13 protein-coding genes are annotated in these 12,957 nt (G+C 32.5%); 9 read left to right on the forward strand and 4 right to left on the reverse strand.

What is annotated here, in order from left to right:
• Positions 1-70 precede the first annotated feature (70 nt).
• The 9 genes from panC (at position 71) to V6251_RS04720 (ending at position 10,071) form a co-directional block, all read left to right on the forward strand.
• A complete protein-coding gene (gene panC, locus V6251_RS04680) occupies positions 71-919 on the forward strand; it encodes a pantoate--beta-alanine ligase (protein WP_341587239.1) in 849 nt (282 codons plus the stop codon).
• Between the two features lie 13 nt (positions 920-932).
• The gene (gene panD, locus V6251_RS04685) at positions 933-1,283 is read left to right on the forward strand and encodes an aspartate 1-decarboxylase (protein ID WP_341587240.1); all 351 of its coding nucleotides are present in this window, start codon (positions 933-935) and stop codon (positions 1,281-1,283) included.
• On the forward strand, positions 1,284-2,240 hold the full coding sequence (locus tag V6251_RS04690) for a lysylphosphatidylglycerol synthase transmembrane domain-containing protein (protein WP_292943236.1): 957 nt from the start codon (positions 1,284-1,286) through the stop codon (positions 2,238-2,240).
• A gap of 36 nt (positions 2,241-2,276) precedes the next feature.
• Complete coding sequence (locus V6251_RS04695) at positions 2,277-3,422, forward strand: alpha/beta hydrolase (protein WP_341587241.1); 1,146 nt, start codon at positions 2,277-2,279, stop codon at positions 3,420-3,422.
• Positions 3,423-3,425: 3 nt separating this feature from the next.
• Entirely contained in the window at positions 3,426-4,787 is a 1,362-nt protein-coding gene (radA, locus tag V6251_RS04700) for a DNA repair protein RadA (protein WP_341587242.1), read from the forward strand.
• A 135-nt stretch (positions 4,788-4,922) separates the two neighbouring features.
• Positions 4,923-8,330, forward strand: coding sequence for an isoleucine--tRNA ligase (ileS, locus tag V6251_RS04705; RefSeq protein WP_341587243.1), 3,408 nt, complete (start codon positions 4,923-4,925; stop codon positions 8,328-8,330).
• Positions 8,331-8,334: 4 nt separating this feature from the next.
• Complete coding sequence (locus V6251_RS04710) at positions 8,335-8,718, forward strand: TraR/DksA family transcriptional regulator (RefSeq protein WP_145005623.1); 384 nt, start codon at positions 8,335-8,337, stop codon at positions 8,716-8,718.
• 76 nt (positions 8,719-8,794) lie between these two features.
• Positions 8,795-9,421 (forward strand): DUF4097 family beta strand repeat-containing protein, encoded by a 627-nt coding sequence (locus V6251_RS04715; RefSeq protein WP_341587244.1) that lies wholly within the window; start codon positions 8,795-8,797, stop codon positions 9,419-9,421.
• Between the two features lie 23 nt (positions 9,422-9,444).
• The gene (locus V6251_RS04720; protein ID WP_341587245.1) at positions 9,445-10,071 is read left to right on the forward strand and encodes a lipoprotein signal peptidase; all 627 of its coding nucleotides are present in this window, start codon (positions 9,445-9,447) and stop codon (positions 10,069-10,071) included.
• On the opposite strand, the gene V6251_RS04725 is transcribed toward V6251_RS04720, so the two are convergent.
• Genes V6251_RS04725 through V6251_RS04740 form a run of 4 tightly spaced genes read right to left on the reverse strand, consistent with a single transcriptional unit; the run spans position 10,068 to position 12,911 of the window.
• Positions 10,068-10,631, reverse strand: a complete 564-nt coding sequence (locus V6251_RS04725; protein WP_341587246.1) for a 5-formyltetrahydrofolate cyclo-ligase — start codon at positions 10,629-10,631, stop codon at positions 10,068-10,070. The two genes, V6251_RS04720 and V6251_RS04725, sit on opposite strands and share 4 nt — an antisense overlap.
• Positions 10,632-10,637: 6 nt before the next feature.
• Complete coding sequence (locus V6251_RS04730) at positions 10,638-11,606, reverse strand: succinylglutamate desuccinylase/aspartoacylase family protein (RefSeq protein WP_341587247.1); 969 nt, start codon at positions 11,604-11,606, stop codon at positions 10,638-10,640.
• Positions 11,607-11,609: 3 nt separating this feature from the next.
• The gene (rimK, locus tag V6251_RS04735) at positions 11,610-12,488 is read right to left on the reverse strand and encodes a 30S ribosomal protein S6--L-glutamate ligase (protein WP_145005641.1); all 879 of its coding nucleotides are present in this window, start codon (positions 12,486-12,488) and stop codon (positions 11,610-11,612) included.
• Complete coding sequence (locus V6251_RS04740) at positions 12,489-12,911, reverse strand: ATP-dependent zinc protease family protein (RefSeq protein WP_145005644.1); 423 nt, start codon at positions 12,909-12,911, stop codon at positions 12,489-12,491.
• Positions 12,912-12,957 lie beyond the last annotated feature (46 nt).

Raw genomic sequence — 12,957 nt, forward strand, 5'->3', positions numbered from 1 at the left:
CAAAAGTACAAAATTTTATGCAGATTGCCACTAAAATATTAAGTTTGCATCCGTTAATTAAATATTAAAAATGCTTGTATTTACTAATAAATCTAAAATTGGTGCCCATATTTCTTCTTTAAAACATGAGGGAGAAACTATTGGTTTTGTGCCTACTATGGGAGCTTTACACCAAGGACATTTGTCATTGGTAAAGGAAGGATTGGCTAATAACTCAAGGTTAGTTGTTAGTATTTTTGTTAACCCTACTCAATTTGATAATGCTGACGATTTAGCAAAGTATCCACGAACTTTAGAGGACGATGTTGCTCTTTTAAATACCGTTTCTGACAAAATAATTGTGTATGCACCAACCGTAGATGATATTTATGATGGTAATACAAAAGCCCAACAATTTAGTTTTGATGGCTTGGAGTTTGAAATGGAAGGAAAATTTAGAGCTGGACATTTTGATGGTGTAGGTACTATTGTTAAACGATTATTTGAAATTGTAACACCTAATAATGCTTACTTTGGAGAGAAAGATTTCCAGCAATTGACAATTATAAAAAGATTAGTGAGTAAATATCAGTTGCCTGTAACAATAGTTGGTTGTGATATTTTTAGAGAAAGCTCAGGTTTAGCTATGAGTTCTAGAAATGTACGTTTAAAACCTGACTACAAACAAGCAGCACCTTTTATATACAAAACACTTAAAGAAGCTAAAGTTAAGTTTGGCACAAAAAGTGCAGATAAAACAACAAAGTGGGTCCAACAACAGTTTGATAAACATGAGTTATTGCAATTAGAATATTTTATTATAGCTGATGTTGACACTTTAAAAACCGTAAAAAGAAAAAATAAAACTAACACTTACAGAGCGTTTATTGCAGTTTATGCAGACGACATCAGATTAATAGATAATATCGCTCTAAATTAATTATCTTTGCCCTATGCAAATACAAGTAGTAAAATCTAAGATTCACAGAGTAAAAGTAACAGGAGCTGACCTAAATTATATAGGTAGTATAACCATTGACGAGGATTTAATGGATGCAGCAAATATTATTCAAGGTGAAAAAGTGCAAATTGTTAACAATAACAATGGTGCAAGACTAGAAACATATGCCATTCCTGGCCCAAGAAGCAGTGGTGAAATCACATTAAATGGAGCAGCCTCAAGATTAGTTGCAAAAGACGACATCTTGATATTAATAACGTATGCGTTTATGGATATTGAAGAAGCTAAAGTGTTTAAGCCTTCTTTAGTATTTCCTGACGAAGCGACCAACCTGTTAAAGTAAATGTCCAAAAGGCTTCTAGTAAAAATATTAAAAATAACGCTCCCAATTTTATTGGGAGTTTTTTTAATATGGTATTCTCTATCTCAATTATCTTTTACCGATATAGTTCAGTTTGCTAAAAATGCAGATTATAAATACATTTTATTAGGTGTTTTTTTTGGCTTACTAAGTCACTTGTCTAGAGCCTATCGTTGGTTGTTTATGTTAGAACCTTTAGGTTATAAAATAAAATTAGGTAATAGTATAATGGCTGTATTTGCTACTTACTTAATTAATTACACAATCCCTAGAGCTGGAGAAGTAGCAAGAGCAACTATATTGACTAATTATGAAGGCGTCCCTTTTGAAAAAGGATTTGGTACAATAGTAGCAGAGCGTATAGCAGATATGATTGTCATGTTAGGTATAATAGCAATTACTTTGTTTTTGCAGTTTGACTTTATATACAGTTTTTTAGTGGATAAATTTGATTTTACTAAAATCCTTGTTGCAGGACTAATCTTAACGGTTTTTGCACTATTTTTTATTCTTTTTATAAAAAGAAGTCAGTCAAAAATAGCTTTAAAAATTAAAGGATTTGTAACTGGTTTGATTGAAGGAGCTCTTAGTATTTTTAAAATGAAAAAAAAGTGGGCCTTTATATTTCACACTTTATTTATTTGGACCATGTACGTGCTTATGTTTTATGTAACTACGCTAGCTTTTCCCGATTTAAACGCTATGCCATTTGGAGCTGTTTTAATAGGGTTTATTTTAGCAAGTTTTAGTATTGCAGCTACAAATGGAGGTATAGGGTCGTATCCAGAAGCTATTGTTATTGCTTTTACTTTATTTAATCTGCCAGTGGACCCAAGTCGTGCATTTGGTTGGATTATGTGGAGCTCGCAAACAATTTTGGTTTTTGTTTTTGGAGGAATTTCGTTATTATACCTTCCCTTTTTTAACCGAAACAAATAATTTGTAACTTACACCCAAACTTAATCATCACACATCATGAAACATATATTTTTTCTATTTGTAGGTTTATTTTTAACGTCTAACCTTAGTGCGCAAACTATATATAAAGAGCTTAACTCTGAAAGTCTAGGAGAAACTAGACAAATAAAAATCCAATTACCAAGAAACTACGATACATCAAGTAAAAAATATCCCGTTATATATGTTTTTGATGCAGATTACTTGTTTGAGCCTGTTGCAGGAAATGTGGACTATTATGCCTATTGGGAAGACATACCAGAGGCTATTGTTATTGGTGTTAATCAATACGGATTAAGAGAAAACGATTGTTATTATAGCGAACAAAACTCTCTGCCAATCGAAAGTGGTGCAGCCTTTTTTGAGTTTATTAGCATGGAGTTGGTTCCGTTTATAGATAAAACCTTCCGTACAGAAAACTTTAAAGTTGCTGTAGGACATGGTAAAACAGCAAATTTTATTAATTACTATCTGTTAAAAGGTATTCCTTTATTTCAATCTTATATTGTTTTAAGTCCAGAGTTAGCTCCAGATATGGCTAATTATTTAACAGAAGTATTTCCTAAACTAGAACAAAAAACGTTTTACTATTTAGCAAGTACTACCAATGATGCCTCAATAATTCATGAACAAACAGAAGCTTTGTCTAACGCATTAAAAGCAGTAGATAATAATAATGTTTTAAAAACATTTGAGACGTTTGATGGACCATCACACTATACATTACCCACTCACGCAATTCCTAAAGCATTAGAGAGTATCTTTTTAGTGTTTCAGCCAATTAGTAAAAAAGAGTACAAAGAAACAATTCTAAATCTAGAAGGCAATCCAGTGGATTACCTGACTGAAAAATACCAAATGATTGATGAGTTGTTTGGAATAGAAAAACCAATTTTAATTAACGATTTTAAAGCAATTGAAGCAGCTATTAAAAAGAAAGAGAATTGGGAATATTTTGAAGATTTAGGAAAACTAGCAAGAAAAGAATATCCAGATACATTATTAGGAAATTATTATTTAGGACGTTTTTATGAAGAAACAGGTGAGCCTAAAAAAGCAATGAAAACCTATCAATCAGCATATGTACTATCAGAAATAGCAGGTATTACTAAAGATCATGTTTTAGAATTATCAGAACAGATTAAAGCAGATTTTGGATATTAACTTATGGCTAAAGTAAAAACCACCTTTTTTTGTCAAAATTGCGGTACGCAATATGCTAAATGGCAAGGACAATGTAATGCCTGTAAGGAGTGGAATACAATTGTTGAAGAGGTTGTGCAAAAACCAGAAAAAAGCGATTGGAAAACACCGACTAATAATACAAAACGAGCATCAAAACCATTAAGAATAAACGAAATTGATTCCACTAAAGAAGCAAGATTAGATACACTTGATGCAGAGTTTAATCGCGTATTAGGAGGCGGAATAGTACCAGGATCTTTAACGCTTTTGGGTGGAGAACCAGGTATTGGTAAAAGTACATTGTTACTTCAAATTTCATTAAAATTACCCTATAAAACCTTATACGTTTCTGGAGAAGAAAGTCAAAAGCAAATAAAAATGCGTGCCGAGCGTATAAACCCGGAAAACGAAAGTTGCTACATTCTTACTGAAACAAAAACACAAAATATTTTTAAGCAAATAGAAGCCTTAGAGCCAAATATTGTAATAATAGATTCCATACAAACATTGCATTCTGATTATATAGAGTCCTCAAGTGGAAGTATCAGCCAGGTTAAAGAGTGTACGACAGAGCTTATTAAATTTGCTAAAGAAACCAATACACCAGTAATTTTGATTGGTCATATAACAAAAGATGGTAACATCGCTGGACCAAAAATATTAGAACACATGGTAGATACAGTGCTTCAGTTTGAAGGAGATCGTAACCATGTTTTTAGAATTTTACGTGCGCAAAAAAACCGATTCGGATCTACACACGAACTTGGAATATATGAAATGCAAGGTTCGGGATTAAGAGAAGTTTCTAATCCAAGCGAAATATTAATTTCAAAAAAAGATGACGAGTTGTCTGGTAACGCTATAGCAGCAACATTAGAAGGTATGCGTCCATTAATGATTGAGGTTCAGGCATTGGTTAGTACAGCAGTTTATGGTACGCCTCAACGTAGTGCAACTGGATTTAATGCTAAACGACTAAATATGTTGTTAGCAGTTTTAGAAAAACGTGCAGGCTTCAGGCTTGGCGCAAAGGATGTTTTTTTAAATATAACTGGAGGTATATCTGTGGATGATCCAGCAATAGATTTAGCTGTGGTAGCAGCAATTTTGTCCTCAAATGAAGACGAAGCTTTACAAGCAAATTTTTGTTTTGCTGCAGAAGTAGGTTTATCTGGAGAAATCAGACCAGTACAGCGTGTGGAACAACGTATACTTGAGGCAGAAAAACTGGGCTTCTCCACTATATTTGTATCTAAATACAATAAAATTTCTTTAAAAAATACAGCAATAAAAATCCAATTAATCTCTAAAATTGAAGACTTAGTAGATTTGATAATTACGTAGTGGATTTTATTAGATTCTTGCTTTCATGATTATTTTACTTTTTCGTGTTGCTGTTTTAAGCTTTTTTTATGCTCAATAATCAGAGTTTTAAACAGAATTCCTTAATTTCGCGACTCTATAACGAAATTAGAAAAAATGAGCGCAGGATTCACTGAATATAAAGGACTTAACTTACCAAACGTAGCAGAAGAAATTCTTAAATATTGGCAAGACAATAACATCTTTGAAAAAAGTGTAACAACTCGTGAAAACGCAGAGCCTTACGTGTTTTTTGAAGGACCACCTTCAGCTAACGGATTGCCTGGAGTACATCACGTTTTAGCACGAGCTATAAAAGATATTTTCCCACGTTACAAAACCATGAAAGGTTTTCAGGTTAAGCGTAAAGCTGGATGGGATACTCACGGTTTACCAATAGAACTTGGTGTAGAGAAAGAACTGGGTATTACCAAAGAAGATATTGGTAAAACTATTTCGGTGGAAGACTATAATGCAGCCTGTCGTAAAGCAGTCATGCGTTATACTGATGTTTGGAATGACCTAACTCAAAAAATGGGATATTGGGTAGATATGGAAGATCCATATATCACCTACGAGCCTAAATATATGGAAACCGTTTGGTGGCTTTTAAAAGAGATTTACTCTAAAAAGTTAATGTACAAAGGGTATACTATTCAACCATATTCTCCAAAAGCAGGAACAGGATTAAGCTCGCATGAGGTTAATCAACCTGGAGCATATCAAGATGTAACAGATACAACTATTGTTGCTCAGTTTAAAGCTATTGAAAGTACATTACCAGACTTTTTACAAAACGAAGGCGATATCCATTTTACAGCATGGACTACTACACCTTGGACATTGCCAAGTAATACAGCATTAACGGTTGGCCCAAAAATAGATTATGTTTTGGTGGAAACGTATAACCAATATACATTTAAGCCTATTAATGTAATTATGGCTAAGGCTTTAGTTGCTAAACAATTTGCAGGAAAATCGTTTAATCAAGTACAGACTAAACCAGAACTTTTAGACTATAAAGATGGTGATAAGCAAATCCCTTTTTATGTTGTAAAAGAATTTAAAGGAAAAGATCTTGTTGGTATCAAGTACGAACAATTATTACAATACGCATTACCAAATGATAATCCACAAGATGCTTTTAGAGTCATTGCTGGAGACTTTGTAACTACTGAAGATGGTACAGGAATCGTGCATACAGCACCAACATTTGGAGCAGATGATGCCTTAGTAGCAAAACAAGCTTCACCAGAAATACCACCATTATTGGTAAAAGACGATAATGGAAATTTAGTGCCTCTTGTAGATTTACAAGGTAAGTTTAGACCAGAAATGGGAGAGTTTGGTGGAAAGTATGTTAAGAATGAATACTATAATGATGGCGAAGCTCCAGAACGATCAATAGATGTTGAGCTAGCGATTAAGTTAAAAGAAGAAAATAAAGCCTTCAAGGTTGAAAAATATAAGCACAGTTATCCACATTGCTGGCGTACAGATAAACCAATCCTATATTACCCATTAGATTCTTGGTTTATTAAAGTGACTGATGTAAAAGAAAAAATGGTAGCTAATAATGATACCATTAACTGGAAACCAAAATCAACAGGTACAGGACGTTTTGGTAATTGGTTAGCCAATGCAAACGATTGGAATTTATCTAGATCACGTTATTGGGGAATCCCTTTGCCAATCTGGAGAACAGAAGATGGTAAGGAGGAAATCTGTATTGGATCTGTTGAAGAGCTTAAAGCCGAAATGCAAAAAGCAGTTTCAGCTGGTGTTTTAGCTAAAGATATCTTTGAAGATTTTGAGGTTGGAAACAATTCCGAAGAAAACTATGCTAAGTTAGATTTACATAAAAATATTGTAGATGGTATTGTATTAGTGTCACCTAGTGGCCAGCCAATGCAACGTGAAAGCGACTTAATAGACGTTTGGTTTGATTCTGGATCAATGCCTTACGCACAATGGCATTACCCATTTGAAAACAAAGAAAAAATAGATAATAACGAAGCTTTTCCTGCAGATTTTATTGCAGAAGGAGTGGATCAAACTAGAGGTTGGTTTTATACCTTGCACGCAATTGCAACAATGGTATTTGACTCGGTTGCCTATAAAAACGTAGTGTCTAACGGATTAGTGTTAGATAAAAACGGACAGAAAATGTCTAAACGTTTAGGTAACGCGACAGATCCATTTGAAACTTTAGATACTTATGGAGCAGATGCAACACGCTGGTACATGATATCTAACGCAAATCCATGGGATAACTTAAAGTTTGATTTAGATGGTATTGAAGAAGTAAAACGTAAGTTTTTCGGTACACTTTATAACACCTATTCATTCTTTAGTTTATATACTAACTTGGATAAGTTTAGTTACGCTGAAGCGGAAATTCCATTAGCAGAGCGACCAGAATTGGATCGATGGATTTTATCAGAATTGCATACTTTAATTCAGAAAGTTGATGAGTATTATGCAGAATATGAACCAACTAAAGCAGCACGTGCTATTTCAGACTTTACACAGGATTATGTAAGTAACTGGTTTGTACGTTTAAGCAGAAGACGTTTCTGGAAGGGAGACTATCAAAAAGATAAGATTTCGGCATATCAAACCCTATATACTTGTATGGTTACCATAGCTAAGTTGGGAGCGCCAATTGCACCATTTTTCATGGATAAGCTGTATTTAGATTTAAACTCAGTAACCAATAAAGAGGTTTTTGAGAGTGTGCATTTAGCAGAGTTCCCTAAGTTTGACGCTAGTTATGTTGATAAATCATTAGAGCGTAAAATGGAAAACGCGCAAACCATCTCTTCTTTAGTGCTATCATTAAGAGCTAAAGAAAAAATAAAAGTGCGTCAACCGTTGCAAAAAATTATGATTCCGATAGATTCGGAACAACAAAAAGAAGAAATTCTAGCAGTTGCGGATTTAATTAAGCATGAGGTAAACATAAAGGAAATCCAACTTTTAGAAGATGCATCAGATATATTAGTAAAACAAATCAAACCTAACTTTAAAACGTTAGGACCTCGTTTTGGTAAGGACATGAAAACTATCGCAGGAGCAATAAATAAAATGACTGCAGACGATATTAAAATTGTTGAACAAAAAGGAGAAATAGATGTTGATTGTAATGGAAAAATAGTTAAATTACAACGTGATGATGTCGAAATTACCTCTCAAGATATTGAAGGGTGGTTAGTTGCAAATGAAGGTAATATTACAGTAGCTTTAGACGTTACAATATCAGATGCTTTAAAAGAAGAAGGTATAGCTAGGGAGTTAGTAAACCGTATTCAAAATTTACGTAAAGACTCTGGATTTGAAGTAACAGATAAAATTAGTGTGCAATTACAAGAAGATGTTAACATCACGCAAGCGGTAAAAACAAACTTAGATTATATTAAAGCAGAAACTTTAACTGATGATCTAAAAATTATTAATCAATTAAATAGTGGTATAGAAATTGCTTTTGATGACGTAAATACCAAACTATTTATACAAAAAATTTAAAATTATGGCTTCAGATATTAATATTAGATATTCAGATAAAGAATTAGCAGGATTTAAAGTGTTAATCCAAGATAAAATAAAACAAGCTAAACATGATTTAGAGCTTATTCAAAGTGCGTATATGAATGACCATAATAATGGTACAGATGATACATCACCTACATTTAAAGCGTTTGACGAAGGAAGCGAAACAATGAGTAAAGAATCTAATTCAGCATTAGCGATTAGACAAGAAAAATTTATTCGTGATTTAAAAAATGCTTTAATCAGAATTGAAAACAAAACTTATGGTGTTTGTCGTGTAACTGGAAAGCTAATAAATGCCAAGCGATTAGAATTAGTACCTCATGCAACATTAAGTATAGAGGCTAAAAATATGCAACAATAATAAAAGATATAGTCTTTAATTTTATAAACGCTTCAATATATTTTGAAGCGTTTTATATTTAAAATAGTTTGACCTTTTGACACTTAAAACTACCATTTTATTAGTATTAATAGCAATTACATCTGTATGTGCTCAAAAAAGTACTGAAAAAATATGGAATGCAGATGTGATAAATACAATAGTAATAGATGGAGAAAATGTGTTTAATATTACTGTTTCAAATAGTCCATCTAACACTATCTTATTAAAGGTGAAAATTGAAGGCGAACATGCTAATCAACTAGTAATGGTTGACAGTATTGTAAACAAGCAATTGTATATATCCTCATCATTTCAACCATTATTTATAAAAGACAACGACAAATTAAGTGCGCACAAGGTTATGTCTGTAGAGTATCAATTGTTGGTACCCAAAAACATTAAATTAGAGATTAAAAGTAATATTGGATCTGTGGATTTGGTTGGAACGTATCCATCAGTTTTTATTGAATTAAATCAAGGAAATTGTAATCTTAAACAGTTTTTAGGAAATGCCTCCATTAATACAGTAAATGGTGATATTAATATCGAAACAGATCACGCAAAAGTAGAAGCTTTTACTAAAACGGGACAGATTACATTAACCCAATTTAAATTTTTAAAATTTAATCTAAATTGTCATACCATTAATGGTGATATAAAGATTACTAAAACTGAAAAATAGCACTACTTTTGTTTAATTAGATTATGAATTTAAAAAAAGCCACAGCATTAATTTTTGTTATTTTACTTATTGATCAAATAAGTAAAATTTACGTAAAAACACACTTTGTTTTGGGCGAAGATGTAACTGTTTTTAACTGGTTTAAAATTTATTTTATTGAAAATAGTGGTATGGCTTGGGGAACAAAACTAAGCGATATTTTACCATTTATGACTGATAGAACAGCAAAATTAAGCTTGACAGTATTTAGGGTTTTTGCTATTATTGGTATTGGATATTGGTTAGTTAATACTATTAAAAAGCAACAATCTAAAACATTAATATTAGCATTAGTATTTATTTTTGCTGGTGCCTTAGGTAATATTTTAGACTCTGTGTTTTATGGTGTTATGTTTGAAGACAGTATTAGTCAAGTTGCTTCTTTTTTACCTGGTCAAGGTTATGATAGTTTGTTACATGGTAAGGTTGTAGATATGCTATACTTTCCGTTATGGAAAGGCTATTTACCAGAATGGATTCCAGGAATTGGTGGAGATTATTTTACGTTTTTTGAACCTGTATTTAATATTGCAGATGTTGCAATTAGTATTGGTTTTGGAATATTAATTTTCTTTAACAGAAAAGCGTTTCCTAAAAACGAACAAGATTAAAATTTATAGACTTGTTTTGGCGTAGCACAATAATCTAAAGGAATATCTTTATCAAAAACATCTTCAATTTCAGCTTCAGCTTCAAAAAAGGATAAGCCAACTTTTAGGGTGTTGGGTTTGCAAGACGCTAATAAATTATCATAAAATCCTTTACCATAACCTACACGATTTCCTTTTAAATCAAAAGCTAAAAGCGGTACAAATACGACGTCTATATTATGGTTTAAAATCTCAATGCCATCTATTGGCTCTGGGATATTATAATCACTTAGTTTAAATGTGGTAGCGTCTGTTAGTAAATAATTGGTTAATGTGTTGTTGGTAAAATTACTTTTAGAAACAACTATGTTTTTATCCTTTCCTGATAAGATATTTAAAATATAATCGGTATTAACTTCATGTTGTGATGTGATAGTTAAAAATAAATGGTAAAAACTATAATCCCAAATGGGAAGGGTTAGTAACTGATTAGCAATAGTAATGCTTTGTGCTTCGATTTGATCTTGATTAAGTAAGCGTCTTAGTGATTTATATTTTTTTCGTAATTCAATCTTTTTCATCTTAAACTATTTTAAGACTTCTGTAGAGATATGAAACAATGCGTCACCTTGATAAACAATAGGTGATTGATTAATATTAATTATGTAACCAGAGTGTTTTGCTTTAACAAAGTGATTAAATTTGCCATAAGGATCTGTTATGTTTCCTATGTCATCACCTATTTTAACCTCTATACCAACTTTTATAGTAGCTTTAAACATACCAGAGTGTTTGGCACGCATCCATGAGCTTTCGGTTATTTTAATACACTCTTTTTTAGGTTCTGTAACCTTAAATTGTCTGCGTAACATCCCAAAATGATTCATGATGCGTTTTGCACCATTAACACCTGTATTAGTAACCGTATTGTCTAAATCAAAAGATTTTCCACCTTCATAAAGTAAGATGGGTTTTCCTAATTTGTTGCACGCGTTTCTAAACGATTTATTAAGGTTTTTAGAATATAAAATAAATGGTGCTCCAAATATTTCGGCCATTACATCATCATCTTCGCTGCCTTTTTCAATGCGTATTTGTGGTGCATTAAAACGATACGCACCTCCTGTATGAAAATCTACTATAAAATCTACATGTGGTACAACTTCATGTATCAACTCGTAAGCCACACGACTGGCTAATGACCCATTTTTTACTCCAGGAAACACACGGTTTAGATCACGACCATCAGGAAAAGCGCGAGCCATGTTTATAAAACCAAAAATGTTAAGTACAGGGATACAAATTGTGGTACCAATTTTAGGTTTATTTATCCCTTTAGAGATTAATTGTCGTACAATTTCAATACCATTAATTTCGTCACCATGTATACCTGCTGTAAATAAAATAGTAGGACCAGGTTTTCTAGAGCGTTCTATAATAATAGGAACATCTACTGGAGTTCTTGTATGTAACTTAGCAACATTAAAACTGACCTCTGCACTTTGACCAGGTTTTATAGCTTCACCTAAAATTTCTAAAACGTCGTTTGTTTGCATCAATTATTTTTTGGTATTTCTTTCTATGTAATTAATAATGCTTTTAGCAATGTTTTTACCTGTAGCATTTTCAATACCTTCCAAACCAGGACTAGAGTTAACTTCTAGTAATAAAGGACCTCTGTCCGATTGTAGCATGTCAACACCACATACTGGTAGCTTCAATGCTTGTGACGCTTTCATTGCAACGCTTAATTCAGCTTCACTTAATTTAATAATCTGTGCATTTCCACCACGATGTAAATTAGATCTAAATTCACCTTCTTTACCTTGGCGTTTCATAGCTCCAACAACTTGACCGTCAACTACAAGCGCACGTAAATCAGCACCTTTAGCTTCTTTTATAAATTCTTGAACAATTACTCTAGCTTCCAAGCCATTAAAGGCTTCTAAAACAGATTCGGCAGCATTTTTGCTTTCTGCTAACACAACTCCTAAACCTTGTGTACCTTCTAGTAATTTAATAATTACTGGCACGCCACCTACATGCTCTATAACTTCTTCAACGTCTCTAGAGTAGTTTGTAAAAACCGTTTTTGGCATTCCAATTCCGGCTTTACTTAATCTTTGTAAACTTTTAAGCTTATCTCTAGATCTTAAAATAGCTTCAGAAGATGCTGTTGTAAAAACATTCATCATTTCAAATTGCCTTACCACAGCGCAACCATAAAAAGTTATTGAAGCACCAATACGTGGTATAATTGCATCTACATAATCTAAATAACGATCTTTGTAGTAGATGGTTGGTTTTTCTTTTTCAATAATAATATCACATTTTAAAGGATCTATTATTTCTATTTTGTGGCCTCTATTTTCGCCTTCTTCAACTAAACGGTCTGTGGAGTATAAGTTAGCGTTTCTAGATAAAATTACAATGTTCATTTATTTGTTATAGTTAAAGGATTGGTTTTGTATATCGACATCTACTAAAAATTTTCGTTTTAAAAACTGTCTACCAATTAAAACCGGAAATCTCATATCGTCTCTTGTGCTTAAAGTTAAGTTAATCTTGTATGTTTTACCAAAAAAAACAACATCTGTTTTTATTTTATAACGGTTTTCTACAAAGCCATTGCTGCTTTTTACATCAGTAAAAGTGTAATCTTTAAAAACTTTAGTTTTACTATTAAAATTAGGATGACCTTTGCTGTAAAATGTGCAATGTAGGCCATCTTCTTTAACTTCTACCAGAGAGCAGTGTATTGCAGACGTGTAAGCACCTGTATCTATTTTGCAGTCTATTTCAAAAAGATCTAACACTGGAAAGTTAATTTTGTCTGTTCTTCCTATGGTTTTTTTTGTCATTTGTAAAGTTTAAAAAGAGGTGCAAGGTACTAAATAACTAAGCGTG

This window comes from Olleya sp. Ti.3.14, from assembly GCF_038154885.1.
In the GTDB taxonomy this organism is placed as follows: domain Bacteria; phylum Bacteroidota; class Bacteroidia; order Flavobacteriales; family Flavobacteriaceae; genus Olleya.